The sequence below is a fragment of the Paenibacillus silviterrae genome, from assembly GCF_030167925.1.
GTDB lineage: Bacteria > Bacillota > Bacilli > Paenibacillales > NBRC-103111 > Paenibacillus_G > Paenibacillus_G silviterrae.
Genome location: NZ_JASKUT010000001.1, coordinates 2,657,175 through 2,681,449 on the forward strand (window position 1 = coordinate 2,657,175; position 24,275 = coordinate 2,681,449).

25 protein-coding genes are annotated in these 24,275 nt (G+C 51.5%); 8 read left to right on the forward strand and 17 right to left on the reverse strand.

Annotation, left to right across the window (positions count from 1 at the left end; genetic code table 11):
- Positions 1-4: 4 nt before the first annotated feature.
- The 8 genes from QMO62_RS12160 to QMO62_RS12195 form a co-directional block, all read right to left on the reverse strand.
- Positions 5-226, reverse strand: a complete 222-nt coding sequence (locus tag QMO62_RS12160) for a spore coat associated protein CotJA (protein ID WP_284641224.1) — start codon at positions 224-226, stop codon at positions 5-7.
- 236 nt (positions 227-462) lie between these two features.
- On the reverse strand, positions 463-1,347 hold the full coding sequence (locus QMO62_RS12165; RefSeq protein WP_284641225.1) for a YitT family protein: 885 nt from the start codon (positions 1,345-1,347) through the stop codon (positions 463-465).
- A gap of 20 nt (positions 1,348-1,367) precedes the next feature.
- Positions 1,368-2,420 carry a sporulation integral membrane protein YtvI gene (gene ytvI / locus QMO62_RS12170; RefSeq protein ID WP_284641226.1) on the reverse strand — a complete coding sequence of 351 codons (1,053 nt, stop codon included), beginning with the start codon at positions 2,418-2,420 and terminating at the stop codon, positions 1,368-1,370.
- A 52-nt stretch (positions 2,421-2,472) separates the two neighbouring features.
- Complete coding sequence (yfkAB, locus tag QMO62_RS12175) at positions 2,473-3,609, reverse strand: radical SAM/CxCxxxxC motif protein YfkAB (RefSeq protein WP_284641227.1); 1,137 nt, start codon at positions 3,607-3,609, stop codon at positions 2,473-2,475.
- Positions 3,610-3,753: 144 nt separating this feature from the next.
- Entirely contained in the window at positions 3,754-4,860 is a 1,107-nt protein-coding gene (locus QMO62_RS12180; protein ID WP_284641228.1) for an HD-GYP domain-containing protein, read from the reverse strand.
- A gap of 182 nt (positions 4,861-5,042) precedes the next feature.
- Positions 5,043-5,846, reverse strand: a complete 804-nt coding sequence (locus QMO62_RS12185) for an undecaprenyl-diphosphate phosphatase (RefSeq protein ID WP_284641229.1) — start codon at positions 5,844-5,846, stop codon at positions 5,043-5,045.
- 64 nt (positions 5,847-5,910) lie between these two features.
- Complete coding sequence (locus QMO62_RS12190) at positions 5,911-7,353, reverse strand: bifunctional metallophosphatase/5'-nucleotidase (protein ID WP_284641230.1); 1,443 nt, start codon at positions 7,351-7,353, stop codon at positions 5,911-5,913.
- A 38-nt stretch (positions 7,354-7,391) separates the two neighbouring features.
- Positions 7,392-7,853, reverse strand: coding sequence for a hypothetical protein (locus tag QMO62_RS12195; RefSeq protein WP_284641231.1), 462 nt, complete (start codon positions 7,851-7,853; stop codon positions 7,392-7,394).
- Between the two features lie 113 nt (positions 7,854-7,966).
- Between QMO62_RS12195 and moaD the strand changes: the two genes are divergently transcribed.
- The 3 genes from moaD to QMO62_RS12210 all read left to right on the forward strand — a co-directional run bounded on the left by moaD (position 7,967) and on the right by QMO62_RS12210 (position 10,984).
- Positions 7,967-8,722, forward strand: a complete 756-nt coding sequence (gene moaD / locus QMO62_RS12200) for a molybdopterin converting factor subunit 1 (protein ID WP_284641232.1) — start codon at positions 7,967-7,969, stop codon at positions 8,720-8,722.
- A 2-nt stretch (positions 8,723-8,724) separates the two neighbouring features.
- Positions 8,725-9,795 (forward strand): ThiF family adenylyltransferase, encoded by a 1,071-nt coding sequence (locus QMO62_RS12205; RefSeq protein WP_372516716.1) that lies wholly within the window; start codon positions 8,725-8,727, stop codon positions 9,793-9,795.
- 154 nt (positions 9,796-9,949) lie between these two features.
- Positions 9,950-10,984, forward strand: a complete 1,035-nt coding sequence (locus tag QMO62_RS12210; RefSeq protein ID WP_284641234.1) for an HD-GYP domain-containing protein — start codon at positions 9,950-9,952, stop codon at positions 10,982-10,984.
- 48 nt (positions 10,985-11,032) lie between these two features.
- On the opposite strand, the gene QMO62_RS12215 is transcribed toward QMO62_RS12210, so the two are convergent.
- From QMO62_RS12215 to QMO62_RS12245, 7 genes are all read right to left on the reverse strand, one after another.
- The gene (locus QMO62_RS12215; protein WP_284641235.1) at positions 11,033-12,187 is read right to left on the reverse strand and encodes a C40 family peptidase; all 1,155 of its coding nucleotides are present in this window, start codon (positions 12,185-12,187) and stop codon (positions 11,033-11,035) included.
- Between the two features lie 139 nt (positions 12,188-12,326).
- Positions 12,327-13,724 (reverse strand): Fe-S cluster assembly protein SufB, encoded by a 1,398-nt coding sequence (gene sufB, locus QMO62_RS12220; RefSeq protein ID WP_284641236.1) that lies wholly within the window; start codon positions 13,722-13,724, stop codon positions 12,327-12,329.
- 46 nt (positions 13,725-13,770) lie between these two features.
- A complete protein-coding gene (sufU, locus tag QMO62_RS12225) occupies positions 13,771-14,196 on the reverse strand; it encodes a Fe-S cluster assembly sulfur transfer protein SufU (RefSeq protein ID WP_284641237.1) in 426 nt (141 codons plus the stop codon).
- Complete coding sequence (locus QMO62_RS12230; protein ID WP_284641238.1) at positions 14,183-15,409, reverse strand: cysteine desulfurase; 1,227 nt, start codon at positions 15,407-15,409, stop codon at positions 14,183-14,185. Before QMO62_RS12230 ends, sufU begins: the two co-directional genes overlap by 14 nt.
- On the reverse strand, positions 15,406-16,719 hold the full coding sequence (gene sufD, locus QMO62_RS12235) for a Fe-S cluster assembly protein SufD (protein ID WP_284641239.1): 1,314 nt from the start codon (positions 16,717-16,719) through the stop codon (positions 15,406-15,408). Before sufD ends, QMO62_RS12230 begins: the two co-directional genes overlap by 4 nt.
- Positions 16,720-16,747: 28 nt before the next feature.
- Complete coding sequence (gene sufC / locus QMO62_RS12240; RefSeq protein ID WP_284641240.1) at positions 16,748-17,578, reverse strand: Fe-S cluster assembly ATPase SufC; 831 nt, start codon at positions 17,576-17,578, stop codon at positions 16,748-16,750.
- A gap of 168 nt (positions 17,579-17,746) precedes the next feature.
- Positions 17,747-18,319: a DUF1802 family protein gene (locus QMO62_RS12245; protein ID WP_284641241.1), complete on the reverse strand. Its 573-nt coding sequence runs from the start codon at positions 18,317-18,319 to the stop codon at positions 17,747-17,749.
- 152 nt (positions 18,320-18,471) lie between these two features.
- On the opposite strand from QMO62_RS12245, the gene QMO62_RS12250 reads away from it, so the two are divergent.
- From QMO62_RS12250 to mtnA, 3 genes are all read left to right on the forward strand, one after another.
- Complete coding sequence (locus QMO62_RS12250) at positions 18,472-18,642, forward strand: asparagine synthase (RefSeq protein ID WP_284641242.1); 171 nt, start codon at positions 18,472-18,474, stop codon at positions 18,640-18,642.
- 154 nt (positions 18,643-18,796) lie between these two features.
- Positions 18,797-20,002: an S-methyl-5-thioribose kinase gene (gene mtnK / locus QMO62_RS12255; protein WP_284641243.1), complete on the forward strand. Its 1,206-nt coding sequence runs from the start codon at positions 18,797-18,799 to the stop codon at positions 20,000-20,002.
- 1 nt (position 20,003) lies between these two features.
- On the forward strand, positions 20,004-21,086 hold the full coding sequence (gene mtnA, locus QMO62_RS12260) for an S-methyl-5-thioribose-1-phosphate isomerase (RefSeq protein ID WP_284641244.1): 1,083 nt from the start codon (positions 20,004-20,006) through the stop codon (positions 21,084-21,086).
- Positions 21,087-21,143: 57 nt separating this feature from the next.
- Here the strand turns inward: mtnA and QMO62_RS12265 are convergent, their stop codons facing one another.
- Both QMO62_RS12265 and QMO62_RS12270 read right to left on the reverse strand, forming a co-directional pair.
- On the reverse strand, positions 21,144-21,272 hold the full coding sequence (locus tag QMO62_RS12265) for a hypothetical protein (protein ID WP_284641245.1): 129 nt from the start codon (positions 21,270-21,272) through the stop codon (positions 21,144-21,146).
- A 73-nt stretch (positions 21,273-21,345) separates the two neighbouring features.
- Entirely contained in the window at positions 21,346-21,933 is a 588-nt protein-coding gene (locus QMO62_RS12270; RefSeq protein ID WP_284641246.1) for a hypothetical protein, read from the reverse strand.
- 410 nt (positions 21,934-22,343) lie between these two features.
- Here QMO62_RS12270 and QMO62_RS12275 point away from each other — a divergent pair, with 410 nt between their 5' ends.
- Both QMO62_RS12275 and QMO62_RS12280 read left to right on the forward strand, forming a co-directional pair.
- A complete protein-coding gene (locus QMO62_RS12275) occupies positions 22,344-22,661 on the forward strand; it encodes a transposase (protein WP_284641113.1) in 318 nt (105 codons plus the stop codon).
- A gap of 11 nt (positions 22,662-22,672) precedes the next feature.
- Positions 22,673-23,527, forward strand: a complete 855-nt coding sequence (locus QMO62_RS12280) for an IS3 family transposase (protein WP_284644925.1) — start codon at positions 22,673-22,675, stop codon at positions 23,525-23,527.
- Positions 23,528-24,275 lie beyond the last annotated feature (748 nt).

Consider the following 24,275-nt stretch of genomic DNA (forward strand, 5'->3'; position numbering starts at 1 on the left):
CGAGTTAAGATTCGTTTCGTTTGGGCTCGTAAGGACTGAACAGGGCAGGCCACAGCGTTCCTCTACGCAGTGCCTCTATAGGTGAATATTGCGGCAATCCCGGCGGCTGAAACGGGATATAAAGATTTGGCGGTGTGACGAAGGTTTTGCATTCGATCGGGGGGCAAGGGTCATTGGGACTGACGAAGGGAAACCATACCTTCACTTGTTGATTCTGTTGATTCACAAGCCATACCTCCTTTGTACAACCACGGAAGTGATACGTTGGACCGAGCTTCAGTAAGGAGCTCATCTTACAACCACTACCTCTATTTATATAGACATTGCCTGTCTGTTATGAGCTTACAAGCTCCCGGAATACTGGTATTATTTATCCAGCAGCTGCAGAGCACCTAGCCCCAGGAACATAAAAAACACCTCGCCCGCCCATCGTTTCTAATGAGCAAGTAGAGGTGCTGTGGATCAATGTATGTTTTTCTTCTTAAAGCGTCCGCCCTTCACATCGTGAATGTTGCCGACCGCGAGGAAGGCCGTCGGGTCAATCTCCTCCACGATGGACTTCAGCTTCGCCTCCTCCAGCCGGGTGACGACACAGAAGATAACCTGCTTGTCATCGCCCGTAAATCCTCCCTCGCCGCTGAGATACGTAACGCCGCGGCCAAGCCGCTGAATGATGGCGTCCCCGATGTCCCGAACGCTGTCGCTGATGATCCAGACAGACTTCGACTCTCCGAAGCCTTCGATGGTGAGATCAATCATCTTAAAGGCAATATAATAGGCAATCAATGAATACATCGCCCGGTCCCATCCGAAGACAAATCCCGCACTCCCCAGAATGAAGAAGTTGAAGAACATCACAATCTCGCCTACAGAAAACGGACTTTTCTTGCTTACCAGGATGGCCACGATTTCCGTGCCGTCCAGCGAGCCTCCGGAACGAATCACCATCCCCACCCCGATACCGACAATAATCCCGCCGAAGACGGCGGCAAGAAGCGGATCTATCGTTAACGGGGCCACCGGATGCAGCTTGTACGTTCCGATGGACATGATGATGACGGCAAACAAGGTGGACAAAGCGAAGGTTTTTCCGATTTGCTTATACCCGACAAACAGAAACGGCAGATTCAGCAGCAGCAAGTACAGCCCGAGCGGTCCTCCGAACAAATAGGACGAAATGATCGAAATACCGACAACCCCACCGTCGATGATAGAGTTGGGAACGAGGAAAATTTCCAGTCCGACGGAGACGAGAGCAGCCCCCAGGGTAAGGAAGAAAATACGGCGCAGCAGCTTAACGGTCGTCAGCTTTGCATGCTTTTTGGCAGTCAGTCTAGTTGTCTCCATCTGTGTCCTCCATCGTGCGTTTAAGCTTTATCCAAGTTGATCGTAAGGTGCAGAAGCCCTACACGACGCAGTGCTTGATAAATGATGATCACGACCGGACCGAGCAGCAGCCCGATCACCCCGAACAACTGAAAGCCGATATACATGCTGATAAGTGCGGCTAGCGCATGAATCCCTACAGCCTCACCAATAATTTTGGGTTCGATGAGACGCCGGAAAATCATAATGAAAAGCAGCAGGATCAGCAGCCCCACAGCCAACTGCGTATTCCCCGCGAGCAGACAGTAGATGATCCAGGGTACGAAGACGGCGCTTGTTCCAAGGATAGGCAGGACATCTACAAGGACGATGACCAACGCAATGGCCAAAGGGTAATCGACCCGCAGAAACAGCAGCCCGGCAGCTGTAACAAGGAAGGTCAGAAAGCTGATCAGCGTCTGGGCAAACAAAAATCCGACCAAGGCTCTCCGCAAATCGGTAAGCACACTTGCCACCTTAGGTCTAGAACGTTTATCGAACAAATTCAGGAAGGACTGATATAAGCTGGGTAATTGGAAAGACATGAGATATAGACTAATGATGAAGACCACGACAAAGACAAGCATGTTGGGAATCGCCTTCGCTACGTTTAAAAAATACATCGAAACCGCCGTCAATACATCCTTGACGCTTTCCGCCAGGGAGGTTATGCCTGACTCCAGAATTCCTTGGAGCTGCTCGGCTACACCCAAAGGCAGTGAATCGTAGAAGAGCCGCGTACGCTCTGAGGTATCATCGTAAAACAATCTCGCCCCGTTCAAAATGGCAGGACTATGGTTCCATAGCTGAATGACCTCAGAGACGATTTTGAACCCCAGCAAATAAACAAAGCCAAGCAGTAAGGCGGTAAACCATGTGCAAACCAAAGCTGAAGCAACCATCCGAGGGAAACGCAAATACTTCATACTTAATGTAACCAAAGGCTCCAAAAAAATTGCTCCCAGCAAGGCCAGCAAGAAAGGGAATCCGATGGTAAACAATCCGTACAGCAGCACAAATCCGACAGCGCATAAAACTACAGCTCGCAATGACACCGTATGAGGCTCCCCTCTTTTCGTCAAGTTGCGTCTGACTGAAGCATCCGGTTTAAATGACCGCCTGGCGTTCTTTGAAATTCAAGCCTTTATAATAAGCATCCATAACAAGCAAATTCGGTCCGCAGCAGGAGGCGGCAGGGCAATAGCAATCAACGGCATCATTCAGCGGATGCTGCTTCCATCGCTCAAACACCTGATCCAGCGTATCCCGATGAGCATTGCCGAGTGGGGGAACATCCGAGAAATCTGTCACATAGACATCGCCCGTAAATAAGTTGACATTCAATCGATTGCGGCCGTCCGGGTCGTTCCGTACCGTTACATTCGGCTCCTTCCTGAGTCTCCAAATCAATTCGAGATCGGCATCGGAGGAGCTGCAAGCATAGAAGGGCAGCGTGCCGAACAGCATCCAGAGCTCCTGATTGCGATGGTCAAGCAAATCGTGAATCGATGTGCGAATCTGCTCCAGACTGAGCACCGGAAGCTGGGCGGCAAAGGCGCTCGGGTACATCGGATGCACCTCGTGGCGTCGACAGCCCATTTCACTGATCAACCGGTGGATCGCCGGCAGCTTCTCATGCGTCCGGTAATTGATCATCGACTCCGCGGATACGAACATGCCGCCGCGGCTGAGGGCCATCGTGTTCTCTACCATCCGTTCATACAGGCGGGCGGCCGTATCCTTGGACACCTTGCGGTCTGCACGAACAAAACCCACTTGATAAAAGTCGTCCGCATTCAAATAATTGAACGAAATATGCATGACGTCCAGATAAGGAGCGAGCAGCTCATAGCGGTGCAAATCGAGCGTCACATTCGAATTAATCTGGGATCGAATCCCTCTTTCTCTGGCATAACGCAAGATGGGCACGATATAATCGCGAACGGTCTGCTCATGATAGCTCGGCTCACCTCCGGTGATGCTGATGGTTTCCAAATGCTCGACCTCATCGAGCCGCTTCAGAATCGCAGACAGGGGGATTCTCGGCCCTTCGGTCATCAGCAGCGAATCGCCTACAGCACAGTGCTCACAACGCATATTGCACAAATTCGTTACGGTTAACTCTACGCTGGTAAGAACGTGTTTATGATGCCGGCTTCTGGAGCGAATCGGCTCCCACGGGTCGTTCTCAGGGGTAATCGGGTCCAGTTCCGCCCGAAATGTATTCTGTATTCCTTCTGACATGGTAATTCTTCACACCTGACTCTTGAGGTTTATTTTCATTTTATTGTATCGCAACCCGTCACAAAAGAAAACCGAACGGCTTTCTGAAAACAAAGAGGCCGTCCCTTGTGGAAGGACTTTCTCCCGCAAGGAACCGCCTTTGCATTATACCGGCGTAACCGCGTTCTCTTCACCTACACCGGTAATAAGCAGCGTCATCTGCTGCGACAAATCAATATCGAAAGGGGACTGAATATCTTCCCCATAGGCATTCTTCAGAATACGTACCGTGGGCCGATGCGGAACGGAAGGATTCAGATCGCACACAACTCCCGTTTCGCCCGTATTCAGCGTAACGGTGACGCCAAGCGGATAGATTGCGATTTTGTCCCGGAACAGTTCGATCTTCTTCATATCATAGAGAGTTCCCGTGCCGGCATACAAAATCTCCATTGCCTGATGAGGAAGCATCGCTCTGCGGTACACCCGATGGGTCGTCATGGCGTCATACGAGTCGACGAGTCCGATCCATCGGGCATACTCATGGATCTCGTCCCCCTTTAAGCCCCGGGGATAACCCGAACCGTCAACACGCTCATGGTGCTGGAAGGCGCAGTGAGCGGAGAGCAGCGGGATATTAGGCTCGTCCTTCAGGAAGCGGTAGCCGAATTCCGCATGCTTCTTGATCACAAGATATTCCTCATCGGTCAGTCTGTCGTTCTTGCGCAAAAGCTGTATAGGGATCTGAGTCTTGCCTATATCGTGCAGCAGCGAGCCGAGTCCCAGCGTCATGAGCTCCTCTCTGGAATACCCATGAGCCATTCCAAGCATCGTTGAGTATATGCATACGTTAAGAGAGTGCTGATATAAATAATCATCCATTGTATGAATATTGGTCAGCATGATCATCGCGTCTTTATGGCTGCTGAGATCGTCGAGAATCATCGTCAGCAAATTGCGGAACACCTTGCCCACCTGCAAGGCGCCAACCGCTTTACGCTTCATGTGATCCTCCATAGCCGTGCGGAAGGACTGCTTGATTCCGGAAATGGCTGCAGCGCGCGTCTCATCCGAGATAAGCTCCCGTATTACAATGTCATCAGTTCTGGGGTCACTTATATAAACAAAATCTACACCGTGATCTCCTAAACGCTTGATCAATGACGAGGAGAGCTCCACCCCTTCATTCAGCAAGACCAAACCGTCGCTGTTGTATATCTTTTTGCCAAGCTTCATCCCGGGTATGATCTTCGCGATAGGCAGCAAGCGCATAGAAGTGTCACGTCTACTTTCTTAAATTTTTTTTAGAATAAGGCTGTATGATAAGAGTAAAAGATCCGTCAAAAAATGGCAACTATCTTTTGATGCATTTTTCTACTTTTTTATTAATTTTATGACAAAAAAAACAAGAAAGCCGAAAGTCCTAATCAAATTAGGACCCCGGCCCACTTAACCTAACGAAGCAGAAACATCCAGAACACCGCGGCAATCAGGAATCGGTAGTAGGCAAAATAAGACAAGCTGAACCGCTGAACGAACTTGATGAACGTAACGACGGCCAACAGCGCAACAATAAACGATACAACGAACCCTGTTGTGAAGAAACCGAACTGCTCTGAAGAAAACTGATCGAAGCTTTTGAGCATCTCGTAACCGGTCACCACAACCATGACAGGGATGGCGATGATAAATGTAAAATCAGCGGCGGCAGCCCGGCTCATGCCGGACAGCATCCCCCCGGCGATCGTCGATCCGGAGCGGGAGAACCCCGGCCAGATCGAGAGAATCTGCCATAAGCCGACCATGAGAGCCTGCTTATAAGTAATCTGATCCACATCCTCGGTCGTCACCGTGCCTTGCTGCTTCTCCCCAATAATGAGAAGAATCCCTCCGAGGACAAGCCCAATGAGGACGGTGGTCGGCGAGAACAGCTGGCCTTTTATAAAATCCTTCAGCACATAAGCCAATCCGAGGGCAGGTACAATGGCAATCGCAATATGGAACAGATTCAGTCTCGGTCCCGGTTTATCGGACTTGGTAAGGCCGAATAATCGCATGATTCGTTTCCAATACAGCAGCACAACGGCCAGGATCGCTCCGAGCTGGATCGCGATTTCGAACGTTTTGATAAATTCATCGCTTTCCGGAATTCCCAGCAAATAACCCGTCAGGATCATATGGCCGGTCGAGGAAACCGGCAGAAATTCCGTCAAGCCCTCCACAATACCGATGATAACGGCAACCCAAATATCGTACATTTCACGCCTCCCAAGAACCGGAATTCAGAGCATTAGGTACCGTACGAACGCCGCATTCCCGCAGTTATGGCTCGATAGACAACCAGCGGCGATGCAGACTATCCTCAATCGCCCCCGGAGCATGCAGCTCCCGAAGCAGCACGTCGCGAAGGAAGTCCGGCAGCAAGTATTCTACATGCGTTCCCTCGGCGATCGGGAGGTATCCGATTCCGAAGGTAAACATATCGATGGTCCCAATACGGTATGACCTTTGCAATTCAAGTGGCGCTGATCCCACAAGCACACGATGGATTTTGCGTCCCGCTTTGCCGGCAGGGTCATACTCTACGATCATTCCATCGAGACAGAGGGTGCCGAGCACCTTGCCCCGGAAGCCGTAACCCTTAATCGCCTTTTCCGTGTATTCCGGCAGTAAGGCTTGCTCCAGCGCACGCAGCAGCTGTGCTCCGGTCAGCGTCATGCGGCACGGATTAATAGGCGACGGACACAAGGCCAGCAAGTCTCCGGACGTGACTGGACCGTAGTTCAAATCCCCCAGGAGCTGTCCCGCGTTCACAAGCCCGATCTCGGCCTCCGTCACCCGGCGCAGTCCCGCCGCAAGAAGATTCCCCAAAGGGGAATCGCCGTTCCAATTGTGCGGGAGCGCTCTGTCCACGAAGGCCACCGGGTGGCTAAGGGTTTGCCTGGCAAGCTCTGAATACGCCGCGATGACTTGTTTCACCTCGGAGTCGTTCTCTTCCAATGGTTCGGTTGCTATGACGGAGCCGGAGGAGGATAGGATGGCCTTGCTTACGCTGTCGAGCTCCAGGTCGACGATCCCGACATACTGACCGAATTTGCCTGTGGCACATACCAGCGCTTGATTCATACGCTGAGCTTCCTCAAGCAAGTGATGCGTGTGTCCGCCCAGAATGACGTCTATGCCCGGAATTTCTTGTGCCATCCGTTCATCCAGCCGCAGACCGAGATGAGACATCACGATCAGCACATCGACCTCGGGACGAAGCTTACGAACGAGCTGCTCCGTTACCTGCAGCGGCTCCTGAATATCCCACCCGAGCAAGCGATAGTACTCTGTAAAATAAGCCGTGACCCCTATCAAGCCAATCCGGATTCCTGATTTGGTAAGGATTTGATACGGCAGGGCCCACTCGGGCAGCTCCCCGGTGGCCGTCTCCGGCAAGTTGCTGGCGACGATATGAAACTGAGCCTCGGCATACAGCTTGGCAAGCATGCTCCTGCTGAAGGTCAGTCCTTCATTATTGCCTAGCGTCACGGCGTCGTAGCCCGTTGCATTCAGCACAGCGATGTTCGCAAGCCCCTCCGTGCCCTCCGTTTCCGGAAACATTCGATCCAAATGATCTCCAATGTCCAGCGTAACGGTGTGCTCCTCGCCGGCTTCCGACCGCAGCCTCCGGATGACCGCCGCAATCTTCGGCATTTGCTCGAAGCGGCTATGCAGATCGTTCGTATGGAGGATTCGCAGACGGTTTCGATCAGCATTCATAAGCGCTCTCCTTTCGTTTAGCGGCTTCGAAGGCTGCTCTATTTGCGAAGCTTCAGATCGTCCAGGCTCACCGTGTTTTTGAAGCCGTAGGTTGCCTCCTCCGGAGCAAGCCCTTCATACCCTAGACGAAGGGTAACAACGCTTTTGACATTTAAGCATTCGCTGCTGCCGTCCGGAACGTAGAGACGAAGCGGAAACCCTTTCTTCAGCGGATTGCCATCTTCCTGCTCGTACAAGAAGCATGCCTGATCGAGCTGATCCCATGGAATCGTTGCCTGAAATTCATCCGCCGCCTCAACTTGAAGAAGGACCGGCAGTCTGTCGTTCTCCCCTCCCTGCTGCCCGCGCCATCCGGCATACCAGCGCTTCAGATCGAAGGCCTTGCCGGAGACGGACGGAACGCGCTCCTGCAGAGCAAAGCCGCCGCCGGCCAGCGAAGCCATTTCCTGAACGGTAAGTTGTCCGCTCCCATGTATTTCATCATATACGTGAATTTGCATCGTTATGCCTCCCTTGCCTTAAGTCCAAAACCACAGCCAAACTCATCCCATTATACCATTTCCCATGAAAAATATGATATGCTGAAAGGAAAAAAGGAAGTCGTGGAGGCGTCATGAAACTTCAACTATTGCTGTTTGCAGGACTCGCCGAGCAGCTAGGCGGATCCGAGCTGACTTTACATATCGAGCAGGAATCCCTTACGGTAGAGGCGCTTAAGGAGAAGCTGGCAGAGCTGTATCCTCACGCAGCGCGCTCGCTGCAGCAATCCTTCATTGCGGTAAATCAAGCTTACGCCGAGCCGGAGCTGCTTCTCACCGAGAAGGATGAAATTGCGATCATCCCTCCGGTATCGGGCGGAGAACCGACGGAGGAAGAGCTGCACCGGACGTCGGGGAACCTTGTATGTATTACTAAGGATCCGATTTCTGTAGAAGAGGTCACCGGCAAGGTGATTCATCCGAACCACGGTGCGTCGCTCTCCTTTGTCGGAACCACGAGGGAATTTACCTTCGGGAAGAGAACGACGCTGCTAGAATATGAGGCTTACGAGCCTATGGCTCTCAAGACGATGGAGCAAATCTGCTCGGAGATCGGGGAGAGGTGGGACGGGGCGTTATGCGCCATTACCCATCGTCTGGGCACCGTGGGGATCGGTGAAATTAGCGTGGTGATTGCCGTTTCCGCCCCCCATCGCGCCGCCGCTTACGAAGCGAGCCGGTATGCCATTGAGCGACTGAAGCAAATTGTACCGATATGGAAGAAAGAAAATTGGGAGGACGGCTCCGAATGGAAGGGCCATCAGCTGGGGCCCTGGGATCCTACAGCCGGTCCCGGCCAATCGACTCCCGAAGGAGGAGGGGCAGCATGAACATGAATGAAGCAAGCCACATACAGGAGAACGGAGATCTTAGCCACCTTGCCCGCTACTCTCGGCAAATGTTATTCCTCCCGATCGGGCCGGAAGGCCAAGCGAAGCTTCACGAGGCACGTGTCGCCATCGTAGGCATGGGCGCCCTCGGCACCGTCCTCGCGAACCATATGATTCGCGCAGGGGTCGGCTTCGTGCGCCTGATCGACCGCGACTTCGTCGAGACCAGCAATCTGCAGCGGCAGATGCTGTACGACGAAGCCGATGCGGCCGGCTCGTCGCCGAAGGCCGTCGCCGCAGCGGCGCGGCTCCGGGCCGCGAACTCGCAGGTCGCGGTCGAACCGGTGGTCGCGGACCTGAACGCGACCAATGCGGAAGAGCTGCTGACGGATGTGCAGCTCATCCTGGACGGAACCGACAACTTCGCGGTGCGGTTCCTGATCAATGACGTGAGCCTTAAGCACGGCATCCCGTGGATTTACGGCGGCGCGGTCAGCTCCCGCGGCGTAAGCCTTACCGTCGTTCCCGGAGAGACGCCTTGCTTGCGCTGCCTCTTCGGGCAGCCCCCGGCGCAGGGAACGACCGAGACGTGCGATACGGCCGGCGTCATCGGGCCGATCATACATACGGTCGCTTCACATCAGGCGACCGAGGCCATGAAGCTGCTCGTCGGCGCTCACGAGCAGCGCAATCGGCGGATGGTCCACTGGGATCTGTGGTACAACCAATACTCGGCCGTTGACGTGAGCAAAGCCCGGAAAGCGGACTGCCCCTGCTGTGCGGAAGGACGTTATGAATATTTGGAAGCATTCATGCATGAGGATACGCTGCAAACGCTATGCGGGAGAAACTCCGTGCAGATTCAGCCGGTTAGGCCTTCCGCGCTAAGCCTAAAGGAATGGGCGGAGCGATTGCGTCCGCTGGGCGAAGTGGAGCTGAATCCGTTCCTGCTCAAGTTCCGGCTGGATGACGAAATCACGTTTGTGCTGTTTGAAGGCGGACGGATGCTGGTCCAAGGAACGGATGATCCAGTATTGGCCAAGAGCCTTTATAGCCGTTATATCGGAATGTAACTTAATGGAATTTTTGTGTTAAATTTTCAATAATTATTAATAAATTTTTAGTAAAATTTTACTTCAAATCGCGCAGTTCGACATTGTTTGCCAATCCGAATGCTGGTATGATTAGGGAAATCGCACAATATTTTTTATTTTGAGGTGAATTCTTTTGCGGGTTCCCATTTATGATGTGCGGGTTGGCGATCGTTTGGGGTCGGATACCTTCAACAAGCACGGGCTTCTTGTGCTATCCGCTCATACGGTTCTTCATGCGGAGGATATTGCTAAACTGCAGCGACATGACTTGGATTATGTCGACATTGATTTGCAAGTGGAAAATTCCAGGCTCACCGTCTCAACAGTCCAAGAGCAGCAAGCAGAAGCATACAGCAACGCGGTCGACAACATCAAGCTTGTGTTTGAGCAAGTACTTCATGAAGGGAAGCTCCATGAGGAGCAAGTGGAGAACGGTTTCACCCCGCTCGTTCAACACTTCAAGCAGGAAAAAGACGTCGTCTCGCTTCTGATCGCTCTAAATACGAAGGACGATTACACTTACCAGCATAGCGTCCAAGTAGGCATGATCTCTTATTACATTGCGAAATGGCTGGGGCAGTCGGAAGACGAAGCGTTATTGGCGGGAAAAGCGGGCTATCTGCACGATATAGGCAAGAGCAAGGTATCCATAGACATCCTTCAGAAGCCTTCGCGTCTTACCGATGAGGAGTACGAAGAAATTAAAAAGCATACCATTTTCGGGTATGAGATGCTGAAGCAATCCGGCTTCGAGCAAAGCTTGGCGGTCGCGGCGCTGCAGCATCATGAGCGGCTGGACGGGACCGGCTATCCCCTGCGGATTAAAGGACATGAAATGTCCCGTATGTCCAAAATCGTAGCGGTCGCCGATGTGTATAGCGCCATGATCTCCAATCGCACATATCAGAAGGCCCGCAATCTGCTGCATGTTCTCCGTGAAATCCATCGCTGCAGCTTCGGAGAGCTGGACCCTGGCATTACACAGGTGTTTATTCGGAATATGGTTCCTAATTTTGTCGGAAAGAAGCTCCAGCTAACGAATGGACAGCTCGGCACAATCGTTCTGACGAATCCGGTGGACTTCTTCCGGCCCTTAATTAACGTCGAGGGAAGGTTCGTTGATTTGTCTCACGAACGGGAGCTGGATATCGAACAAATCTTTGTTTAGAAATAAAGCTCAACGTCGGCTGACGTTGAGCTTTATTCCTTTGAAGCATTAATACGCTACTCTTTTGGCACGCAAGAACGTTTTTTTCCAGTAGCCCTTATTGATAGTTGAAATTTGTACGCCATTCCGAGGCAGCGGGGAAGCATGAATCATCCGGCGATTCCCCATATAGATGCCCACATGCCCGACCGTCTTATTGGTCCTGAACCGCCCCGGTACATAGAAGAACATGAGGTCGCCCTTACGCAGGTTTTTCCGGCTGACCGCCGTTCCCCTTTTCGCTTGCGCGCGAGCCGTTCTAGGCAAATCCACGCCGAACTTGTTAAACACATAATCCGTGAAGGTGGAGCAGTCGAAACGGCCGGTTCTTGGATACGGCCCTGTGCCGAAACGATACTTCACGCCCAAATATCGTTTTCCGCGGCGGATTAAAGCATTCATATCAATATTTTTTAACACCGGAACGGCCTCTTGGTTCATTAGCGCTTCCAGCTCCACGGAGCTCAGCTGTGTCAGCTCCTCTACAGCGCCGCTAAGCGTTTCCGCATCGGCAGGATCCTCGCCCTCATCCCCCTTGAAAGGATCGTCCGGGTCATCTCCGAAGTCCAGTTCAGAGCCTGTATCCGCCTCCTCCGGTCCGTCCATCGGATCCATTACCGCTTCACCCACCGGACGCAGAACCACTTCGCGATCTGTCAGCTCGAAGGAGATATCGTCGCCGAATAAAGGCTGAATCGCCGCAGACGGCAGGAACACCTGATGGTTTCTCAAGATTGGCGCTTGAGGAAGGCTTACCTTCTCCTCTTCTTTCATGGCAGTGGTATCATTCACCTTCAGCTCATAGTTGGAGCCGTATTCCCCTATTTGCAGCACGCCTTGATCGCCATCCCAATCGGTGTTATACTCCAGTGCCTTAGCGAAGGCGTTAGCTTCAACGTAACTTACCCCGTTGATCGTCGTGAGCGGCAAACGGGCCGTATCTGCTTCCAGTACCTTCGGTTGGTGCTTCGACTGGGCCGTAAGGCCCTTTGCGGCATTTTCCTGCTCCACTCTTGCCCTGTTCGTCTGCCTTCCGTCTGTGCTCGGAAAGCTCAATTGATTGTTTTGACGCTGTTCCTTGGACAAAATATGGCCGCAGCCCGTGGGGATGAGAAGAGTTCCGATGATCATGGCTAAAACGGCTCTTTGGCTTCGCTTTTTCATGCTGGCTGTCTCCTTGTTCAGCAAATTTTCACTTTCTATAGCATGAGAAAAGGCTGAACCCCCTATGCATTGTCGGCTATGGAAACAAAAAGGACACAGCCTCCGGTATAACCCGGGAAAGCTGTGTCCTTCCTTATTATTAACCGATAGAGCCTTCCATCTCGAACTTGATGAGACGGTTCATCTCTACGGCATATTCCATTGGAAGCTCCTTCGTAAACGGCTCGATGAAGCCCATAACGATCATTTGCGTAGCTTCCGCTTCGCTTAAGCCGCGGCTCATCAGGTAGAAGAGCTGATCCTCGGAAACCTTGGATACCGTTGCTTCGTGCTCCAGCGTGATGTTATCGTTCATGATCTCATTGTAAGGGATCGTATCCGATGTGGACTGATTATCCATGATCAGCGTATCGCACTTGATGTTCGCCTTAGACCCCTGGGAATTGCGTCCGAAGGAAGCCAAGCCGCGGTATGTTACTTTACCGCCGTGCTTACTGATCGACTTCGATACGATCGTGGACGTCGTATCCGGAGCCAGATGCGTCATCTTCGCTCCTGCGTCCTGATGCTGACCTTTCCCTGCTACCGCGATGGAAAGCACCATACCCTTCGCGCCGCGGCCCTTCAGAACGACGGCAGGATATTTCATCGTCAGCTTGGAGCCGATGTTTCCGTCAACCCATTCCATCGTTGCGTTCTCTTCCGCTACCGCACGCTTGGTTACGAGGTTGAAGATATTCGGTGCCCAGTTCTGGATCGTGGTGTAACGGACACGGGAGTCCTTCAGACAGAGGATCTCAACGACCGCACTATGCAAGGAGTTTGTGCTGTAGATCGGAGCCGTACAGCCCTCTACATAGTGCACGAAGCTGCCTTCGTCGGCAACAATCAGCGTACGTTCGAATTGCCCCATGTTTTCCGAGTTAATCCGGAAATATGCCTGCAGCGGAATTTCTACCTTTACGCCCTTCGGAACGTAGATGAAGCTTCCGCCGGACCATACGGCACTGTTCAAAGCGGCAAATTTATTATCGCTTGGAGGTACGATCGTGCCGAAATATTTTTTGAAGATCTCAGGATATTCGCGAAGCGCAGTATCCGTATCGGTAAAGATAACGCCCTGGTCTTCGAGCTCCTTCTGCATGCTGTGGTATACTACCTCAGATTCGTACTGAGCGGATACGCCGGCAAGGAACTTTTGCTCGGCCTCGGGAATACCCAGCTTGTCGAACGTTTCCTTGATTTCGGAAGGCACCTCTTCCCACGTCTTGCCTTGCTTCTCAGAAGGCTTGACGTAGTACTGGATATCCTCGAAATCCAGATCGTCCATGTTGCCGCCCCAAGTAGGCATATCCATCTTCTGGAATTGCTCCAGAGACTTCAAACGGAACTCCAGCATCCACTCGGGCTCGCCCTTCATACGCGAAATTTCCGTAACAATCTCTTTATTCAAGCCTTTTCCCGACTGGAACACCGCTTTGTGCTCGTCGCGAAAACCATACTTATAATCTTCCATTTCGGGCATTTTTTTCGCCATGATGGTAAGACCTCCTTTTCAATTTAAGGTCATTCCGTACGTTTTACTATTGTTTTGAGTGCTCAATACCTTTGCGCAGAGCATTCCAAGCAAGGGTGGCGCACTTGATTCTGGCAGGAAACTTGTTCACGCCGGACAGCGCCTCAATATCCTCATACTCGAACTCGACCGGCTCGCCCTTCATCAGGCCGGAGAAGCTCTCCGCCATCTTCAGCGCTTCGTCCAGCGTTTTGCCTTTCACGGCATCCGTCATCATAGAAGCGGAAGAAAGGCTGATGGAACAGCCTTCGCCCGTGAATTTTGCCGCTTTGACAATACCGTCCTCCACCTGCATCTGAAGCTGTATCTTATCTCCGCAGGTTGGATTGTTCAAGTCGATGCTAACCGCTTCTCCGCTTTCGAAGGAGCCGCGGTTGCGTGGATTTTTATAATGATCCATGATGACTCTGCGGTATAAATCATCCAATTGCATGGCCGAAGTACTCCTTTGTTTTGATTAGCGAAGCGATCAAGCGATCGACATCTTCCTCGTTATTGTATAGATAAAAGCTTGCCCGTGCCGTTGCCGTTACTTGAAGCCAACGCATCAGCGGCTGGCAGCAATGGTGTCCTGCGCGAACGGCAACGCCGCTTGCGTCCAGAACCGTTGCAACATCGTGCGGATGAACATCGTCCAGGTTGAAGGTGACCAGTCCTGCGCGATTCTCCTTCGGTCCATAGACGGTAAGGCCTTCAATCTCAAGCATCCGATCCATGGCGTAAGCCGTGAGCTCCTTCTCATGCTTGTCGATCGCATCCATTCCGATGCTTTCCAGGAAATCAATCGCCGCACCAAGCCCGACCGCGCCTGCAATGATCGGAGTTCCCCCCTCGAACTTCCAGGGCAGATCCTTCCATGTCGATTCGTACAAGCCAACATGATCGATCATTTCGCCGCCGAATTCGATCGGCTCCATGCTTTGAAGAAGCTCCTTCTTACCGTAAAGGGCACCGATCCCTGTTGGAGCACACATTTTATGGCCGGACAGCGCATAGAAATCACAATCGAGATCCTGTACGTCAACCTTGATATGAGGTGTGCTCTGAGCCCCGTCCACTACCATCTTGGCCCCGTTCTTATGAGCAATCGCCGTAATCTCCTTGATGGGATTGACGACGCCAAGCACGTTGGAAACATAAGTGACGGAGACGATTTTGGTGCGGCTTGTTACCGTACTCTCCACATCCTCAAGGCGGATGGAGCCGTCCTCTTGAAGCGGAATATATTTCAGTGTGGCGCCGGTAGCCTTAGCCACCTGCTGCCACGGAATTAAGTTGGCGTGATGCTCCATGGGAGTAATGACGATCTCATCACCCTCGCCGCAAACCGTTCTTGCGTAGCCTGAAGCTACGAGGTTTAACGCCGTGGTTGTGCCGCGGGTGAAAATCACTTCCTCCGTCGAGCGGGCATTGATGAACTTACGCAGCTTCTCTCTGGCATTCTCATAGGCATCGGTCGCCCGCGAGCCCAGCGTGTGGACACCGCGGTGCACGTTGGCGTTATCCCATTCGTAATAATGCTTGATCGCATCGATTACAACCTGAGGCTTTTGCGAGGTGGCCGCGGAATCCAAATACACTAGCGGGTGTCCGTTGATTTCCTGATGAAGAATCGGGAACTCCTTGCGGATGGCTGCGGTATTCATTGTCCCAGCTTCCTTTCCACAAGGCTCCTTAATTGCGTCTGTACGAGCTCCAGCGGAATTTCGGAGACAACCGGATCCAGGAAGCCATAGATGATCAGGCGCTCGGCATCCTGACGGGAAATCCCCCGGGACATAAGATAGTATACATACTCAGGATTGACTTGGCCGACGCTGGCTGCGTGTCCTGCCGTTACGTCATCCTCGTCGATAAGCAAAATCGGGTTCGCGTCTCCGCGCGCCTTCGGGCTGAGCATCAGCACCTTCTCCGTTTGCTCGCCGTTTGCCTTCGTAGCGCCATGCTCAATCTTGGTGATACCGTTGATAATCGCCGTCGCCTCATCGCGCATTACCGCGCGAGTGATCATTTGGCTGTCCGAGCTTTTACCGTAGTGAATCGCACGGGTCGTTACGTTCAGCTTCTGGTCGTTGGTGCCTACACTGATCACCTTGGCATCGGAAGTAGAGCCGTTGCCTTTAAGAATCGTCGTCGTATCGGACATCGTGTTCCCATAGTTCATTTCACCGATAATCCATTCGACGCCAGCATCGTTCTCAACGACCGCGCGGCGATAAGTCAGATCCGTTACGGAATCGTTCAGGCTGTGTACGGAAGCGAAGGTAACCTTGGCGCCGGGCTTGGCTACTACTTCTACTACACCGTTCAGTACAAGCTGATTCAGATTGCCTTCCGAAACGAAGTTATCTACGTAAGTAACGGAGGAATGCTGCTCAGCTACGATCAATACGTGCGGAGAGAAGCTTGCTTCCGCATCCGATGTGAGGAACAGCGCTTGAACCGGTACTTCCACTTGAACGTTCTTTGGAACGTAGAGGAATACCCCGCCGCTCCAAAGCGCAGTATGCAATGCGGTAAGCAGGTTTTCCTTCGTCTCGACAACGGACATGAAGTACTTTTGCACCAAGTCGCCATGCGTTTGAAGAGCCTCTTCCAGGCTGGTGAAAATTACACCCTGCTGCTTCAACTGCTCGGAAACGCTGCGGAAGGTTACAGCCGAGTTCTGCTGAATCAGCAGGTTTTCCGGCTGAGCTTGATTCTCGCCTTGCAGCAGCTGCTTCGCTGCCTCAGGAAGCTGATCCAAGGCGGTCAGCTCGCCTGCTGCTTTATATTTGCCGTAGGAATTTAAGCTCCAACGGTCGATTCTTGTTTTTTCAAGCTTCGGTAATTCCAACGATTCGGCCAGCTCGAGAGCCTGCGCCCGAAGATTTGTCATCCATTCCGGTTCTTTTCTGGACTTCGACAGCTCCGTTAGGCTTGCACGATCGATGGGAAGAGCGGTTTGTGTACTCATCTTGCGTATCCTCCTATCCCTCTATCGCTTAGTATTTAGGCGCTGTAGTATTCATCGGAACCTTGAATTCTTTCTCTTCTTGGCCAACCGTTTCGTCTACAATCCCCAGTTCTTCCTTTACCCAATCATAGCCTTCCGCTTCCAGACGCTCTGCAAGCTCAGGACCGCCTGATTTTACAATGCGTCCTTGCATCATAACGTGAACGTAATCAGGCTTGATGTAGTTCAGCAAGCGCTGATAGTGCGTAATGATCAGGAAGCCGCGGTCTTCGGAGCGCATGGCGTTCACACCTGTCGCTACAATGCGGAGAGCGTCGATATCCAAACCGGAGTCAATCTCATCGAGAATGACGATCTTAGGATCGAGCATCAGCATCTGGAGAATTTCGTTCCGCTTCTTTTCACCGCCGGAGAAGCCTTCGTTCAGGTAACGATGCATGAATTCCGGATTCATTTCCAGCTCTTTCATTTTCGCTTCCATTTGACGGATGAACTTGATCAACGAAATTTCGTTGCCCTCGCCGCGGCGCGCATTGATCGCACTGCGCAGGAAGTCCGCATTCGTAACACCGGTAATTTCGCTAGGGTACTGCATAGCAAGGAACAAGCCTGCTCTTGCTCTTTCGTCCGTCGCCATTTCAAGCACGTCTTCGCCGTTCAAGGAAACGGAACCGTCAGTAACTTCATACTTCGGATGTCCCATCAATGTGGATGCAAGGGTCGATTTCCCCGTTCCGTTCGGACCCATGATGGCGTGAACCTCGCCGCCGTTGATCTTCAGGCTTAAGCCCTTGAGGATCTCTTTCCCTTCGACAGTTGCCTTCAAACCGTCTATGATAAATTGTGGTGAATTAGCCATGATTTGCGCCTCCAGCGTTAAATTATTCTTTGTTAATAATTATTCTAAACTGATTATCAATGATTCTCAATGATAATATTATCTTACATTACCAATAAAAATCAATAGGCGTGCTTAGGCTCGGTGAAAATGAAGCGAACCCGGGAGCCTCGATCACATATAAACCGGTCACCCCAGCAACGATTTTATGGTATTTATCCGTTCCGCATATTGCTCATCGGATAAGACCGGCCGTCGCTCCGCTGCATCCAGAGCTGCGGCAGGCAAGCCGATCCATGATTTGCAGCCGTTATACTCCGGCAGGATGCTTACCCGGACGGGCTCGGTTAGCTCGTACACACGCAGCAGCATAAGATGCAGCGGCTGTGCCCGCTTCCACTTGACCCGCTCTTCGGCGAAGCGGTCGGTCCAGATATGCTCTCCTTTGAGCCGATCCAGCTCCTCTTGCGATGCAATTAGTATGTCTTCCGTAAGCTCGGCATAACAACGAATCACCGCTTCCGTATCCTGGCTGCTCCAGCCCCTCAGAGTCTCGTCCAATTGATATTGATACTCTTCCTTAAGCAGCTCCCTGCGCTGATGCTCGTAAGTCGGATATAAGTAGAAGCTTTCGCTCTCGATCTGGAAATCCCGGGTTTCCTCCCGAATCCCTCCTTTGCGCATAATGAGAATTTGCTGCCCGTTTCGAAGTGCTTCAATGGCCGAAGCCCACTCCTTTAGTGCAATTACCTGACCGCTCATCCGTGATTCTCAACTCCGTATTTGCTTGATCTTAACATTGTACCATGTTCGCGCGGCAAGGCAAAACCATACAGCTCCCTGATTGCATAAAACTTCGCGGTTCGCCCGATTCTAAAGAAGTAATGACATTATCCTTTGAGGAGGAATTGTACATGCGCGAAGGTCTTATTCCTACCGTCCTGGGTACAGCAGTAACAGCTTCCGGTGCAGCTATGAGAGGGAAGTATCCTATGGCAGCCGCCGCTGTAGTAGGCTTCGGACTTGCCCATGTGGTACTAGGGGCAATCGATTTGGTGGAGCATCGTAGGCAACGCATGCTTTAATTCTGAAAGAGGACAAGGGAAGGCACAATTCCAGTGCCCTCCCTTTTCTTTTGTATCCCTCTATTTCCAATCACCCTAATTTGATTTATACTTAGGAATGGCAGTTTTTTGTCGAAACCGTTTAGTTAACGTCCACTTGGAGGGGATATATACCATGTGCGCATACCACGCATTAAGTGAAGCGGAAGCAATCGAGTACGCCCGCCGCCTGCCCGATTTGTTTGCAGCCAATAGCGAGCTTGTCAGCCGTGAGATCGGCGACGGCAATTTGAATCTCGTTTTTCATATCTCGGAGCCTTTTTCGGGGAAAAGCATCATTCTCAAGCAAGCCCTTCCTTACGCAAAGGTTGTAGGGGAATCCTGGCCTCTGACACTGGACCGTGCCCGTATTGAAAGCGAAGCGTTGATGATCCAGGAAGCGCTTTGTCCTGATCTTGTGCCCCATGTCCATGTCTATGAGCCGAAGCTTGCCCTTACGGTCATGCAGGATTTAAGCGATCATGTCATCATGCGCCGCGGACTGATGGAAGGCAATAAATATCCGCTGTTCGCCGAGCACATTTCCCGTTTTCTAGCCCACACCTTGTTCTTTACCTCCGACCTTGGAATGAATCAGCAGGAGAAGAAAGCTCGGGTGAAGCAATTCGTCAATCCGGAGCTGTGCAAAATTACCGAGGATTTGATTTTCGATGACCCGTACACGAATTCGCCGAACAACAATGTGCCGCCGGCCATTCAGGATGCGGTAGAAGCGGTTTGGAACGATAAGGAGCTGCATCTTGAGGTTGCCCTTCTCCGTGAGAAGTTCCTCGTTCAAGCGCAGGCGCTGCTGCATGGCGATCTACATACCGGCAGTATTTTCATTAAACCCGAATCGACGAAGGTGATCGACCCGGAATTCGCTTATTATGGTCCGATGGGCTTTGATATCGGTGCGGTATTCGCCAATCTCCTGCTCAATTATGCCGCGCAAGAGGGCTGGAGTCAGGATGCTTCCTCTCGTCAGGACTTCCGGGCGTATCTCTTGAATACCATCCGGGACATTTGGGTGGGCTTCGATCGGCAATTCCGTACGCTTTGGAACGAGCAGGGCAACGATCGCATGTTCAAGACAGAGGGCTTCCAGGACGCTTATATGACGCGCTTGCTGCAGGACACCTTCGGGTACTCCGGTTGTAAGATGGTTCGCCGCGTTCATGGACTCGCACAGGTCGCCGATATCAATAAGCTGGAGGACGCCGCGGCGAAGGAGCGCGCTCAGCGCATCGCCCTGCAAATCGGCACGTCCCTAATTAAGCACAACCGGAAGGCAGCTTCGATCGAAGAGCTTCTGGATATCGCAGTGAAGGCGGTTCAATAAGATGTCAACAGTAGAGCAAACGCATAATGATTGGCTGCAGTCGGTACGCTGGAATTCGCTGGATAACCGGTTGGATCTTCTTGACCAGCGCCTGCTGCCCGATGAAATTGTTTATTTGGAGCTGACCACCTCCGAACAGGTGTGGGACGCCATTAAACAGCTCGCGGTTCGCGGGGCTCCGGCCATCGGGATTGCCGCTGCGTTCGGGGTTTACCTCGGTGTTCGTCACACCGAAGGGGACAAAAGCGCCCTGCTGGCAGAAGTGGAGCGGCAATGCGATTACCTGGCTACCTCCCGGCCTACGGCAGTGAACCTGTTCTGGGCTTTGGACCGGATGCGGGCAACCGCGAAGGGGCTTCTTGCCGAGGGTACGGAAGTAACGGTCGAAGGCGCAAAGCAAGCACTGCTGGACGAGGCTAGGGCAATCCAAGCCGAAGATGAGGAAACGTGCCGTCTGATCGGAGAGCATGCTCTAACCCTGTTCGAGGACGGCATGGGCTTGCTCACGCACTGCAACGCCGGCGGCTTAGCGACAGCCCGTTACGGCACCGCCTTGGCCCCGATGTATTTGGCGAAGGAGAAGGGACTCAACATCAAGGTGTTCGCGGATGAAACACGGCCGGTGCTGCAGGGTGCCAGACTGACGGCCTTCGAGCTGCAGCAGGCCGGTGTCGATGTGACGCTGATTTGTGACAACATGGCCGGAGCGGTCATGTCCAAGGGCTGGGTACAGGCGGTCATCGTCGGGACGGATCGCGTGGCGGCCAATGGCGACGTAGCCAACAAAATCGGGACCTACAGCGTAGCTGTATTGGCCAAAGCGCACGGCATTCCTTTTTACGTGGCTTGCCCGATGTCCACAATCGACCTCAATACGCCTACAGGAGCGGACATTCCTATTGAGGAACGCCATGAAGACGAGATTACGCAAGGCTTCGGCAAACGTACGGCCCCGCAAGGCATCAAAGTATATAATCCTGCCTTCGACGTGACGCCGAACGAATACGTTACCGCGATCATCACCGAAAAGGGAATCGTGCGAGCCCCTTATGAGGAAGGCTTGCGTAACCTGTTTGAAGAGTAGCGGATAAATACAAAGGACGCCCCTCGGGTTTTAATCCGATCAAGGCGTCCCTTTTTCTTATGGCGTGTTCGTTTCCTTTGGCTCCTCTTCCTTTGCCGGCGGCTCGACTTTGCAATCCTCGCAGATCCAGCTGTTCCCCGTTTCACCTTGGCCCTTGATTTTGCCGCATTCTCCGCAGGTAATCATGGCTGGCAGCCCCCTTATCTTTGAACTTACCTCTATTGAACCATAGAGCCGTCCCCGGCGGCTGTGACCGATATCACACTTCCTGTGCAAACTGCTTTGTCAGAAGATAGCAGCGAAGCTTATGCAGATCCTTAGAAGAAATCGACTTGATTTCACAGCCGTACCGGATCGTTTTCTCCAGGATATGCGCATATCTTACGATCAGCTTCGGATGGATGGTCTCCTCGTCACAGATGATCATCGAATCGTAGACCTCATTCATTCGGACGGAGAAATCGTCTACCTCCAGCCCGAAGCCCAGCCTGCTGACATCCGTAAAGCGAACCGAACGGATTTTGAAATCCTCGCTGATCGTACCGAAGGTATTGAGCTTAAAGCTCTTGAACACCTTGTCCTCCTGGCGGTACAGCTCCTCGTACGCGATAGGCGAATAACCCTGAATCTGAAAAATTTCGCTGTTTACAGGAGCCACGATGATCCGCGACGTAGCGGTCCGCATCACTTTCATCGTCCATCTGCGGAAACGGTCAAAGCAAATGATCGCATCTCCGCTCGAATATTCAGCTTCATCCGGCAGGCTGATTTCCATAAAGTCCGGCTGCTCGTATGCAATTTCTCCTTTGTGAACCTTGCCTTTATACAACATTTGAATCTCTTTCATCCGAAGCACCTCCGCATCATTGCTATAATTGGAGTTTACTAGGAAGAAATTCAAAAAGTATCAAGCAATCGTTAAGAGATTATTAGATTTGGATACCAGAATGAACAATTCGTGTCGAATGCTCATACGAAAGTCGAAGGTTTTTTTGACTTCAATCGCACAAATTGAGCTTTGGCAGCCCAAATTTTCTTGCGAATTCTGCCCATTACGATGACTTTCATAACGTTACAAGGAAGCATTATCGGCCCGATATAAGCGCCAGACGTCGTAACGCGATTTTTTCAACTTACGGTGGCAGATGAACACATTCTTGGTACAGTAAGGTGATTTCTGCAGCTAGAATAAAAAGTGGACACATCGTTAAGTGAAGTTAGATAATTAACTTAGCAAAGAACAATGAGGTGTCCACCATGGGAGATCAACGGCAGCGTTACAATGAAGAATTTAAAAAGCAGACAGTCAAATACGTACAAGAACAGACCAAGACGGTGCCGGAAATCGCGGCGGAGCTGAACATTCCGGCAGGAACAATCCACAACTGGATGTCTCAGTACCGTTCATTTGAAAATGAGCCGCTAGCCAACCCGGAAAAGCTTCGTCAAATGAAAGAAGAATTGGCAGCAAAAGAACGCGAAGCCAAGAAAAAAGATCAGGAGATAGCCGATCTCCAGGAGGAGCTGGCCATTTTAAAAAAGGCTCTGCACATCTTCAGCAAAGAAAAGAACTAAGGTTCCAGTTCATTGAAGATCACCGCTCCGAATTTCGAATGGAGAAGATGTGCAAAGTGCTGCAGGTATCCAGGAGCGGGTTTTACAAGTGGCAAACGGCTACAGCAAGTGAGCGAGAGAAACGGAAGACGAAGGTGATGGAGCGGATTTCCTACCATTTTCACGACTCTCATGGAAGATATGGCAGCCCCAAGATCACCCGTTTACTATGGGCTGAACAGTTTAAGATTTCAGAGCGCACAGTCAGTCTCTACATGAAGGAGCTAGGGCTGCGTTCGTGCGTTTCTCGAAAATTTAAGGTACAGACAACCGACTCTAACCATGATCTGCCTATCGCTCCAAACATCCTGAATCAGGAATTTGATGTGAAGAAGCCAGAGAAGGTCTGGGTAGCAGACATTACCTACATCCCTTGCCGAGAGGGCCGATTGTACCTTGCCAGCATCTTAGACTTATGCACGCGTGAGATCGTCGGCTGGCGCCTTTACGATCGAATGACCACAGACTTAGTTGTAGACACGTTACAAGCCGCCTATGAGGCCAAGAAACCTCGGAAAGGGCTCATCCATCATTCAGACCGCGGTTCACAGTATGCCTCAGATGAATACCGTAAGAAGTTGAAGGCTTACTCAATGAAAGCCAGCATGAGCCGAAAAGGGAACTGCTATGACAACGCTTGTATCGAGTCATTTCACAGCATATTAAAGAAGGAGCTTATTTACCGCACCAAGTTTAAAACGAAGCAGCAGGCTTATGAAGCCATTTTTCAATATATTGAGTTCTTCTACAACCGTAAGCGAATCCACAGTGCAATCGGTTATGTATCGCCGGTTAAATTTGCTGCGCGTTTTAAGAAGGCTGCTTAAGGGTTCACTTAACGGAGTGTCTACTTTCTTGACAGAGGTCCATTCATAACGTTACAAGAAGCGTTACCGGGCCGTGTTAAGCACCATACGCATTGTAACGCGATGTGTTCATCTTACAATGGCAGATGAACACATTTTGGGTACAGTAAGGTGATTTCATAACGTTACAGGGAGCATTACCGGGTCGTGTTAAGCGCCAGACGCCCTGTAACGCCATCTATCTGCCACAGGTAACCGATTTCGAGTTGTACATATAGTTCGAGATCGACAAAAGCCCGTTCTTTTGCGCCTTCGTGTTGCCCATGCCATTTGGTAACCTTAACTTCTAGAATGTGGGGAGGTACTCCTGCTTTTGTATACCGAATAACCTTATTCCACAAGGACTTTCTAATTTTGACTTTATATACAACATTGTGAGGCCAGTAGCTGCATTTTTAGTCATTGTGTTCTCTTAAAGTTGTTTTCTCACAAATCTCGCTTTTGAATTTCATTTGGGATCGTAGATTTCTGCGCTTTAGCAGTAATTCACCACTTGCCTGACACGTGACGGCCTTCTCTCTGGCGATACCAAACAAAACGTGGAAATCATGGACAGGGAATTCTCATAAATGTAACGTAAGAAAAGCTTCTATCGAAGCCCTTTCGAGGAAGTGCATTCGTGCTAAAAATAAAGCTTTTCTTGCAATATCAGAAAGCTGAACCCTCGGCTCGAACTTATACTTTCTGATCATATGAAAAAAGCCCTTCG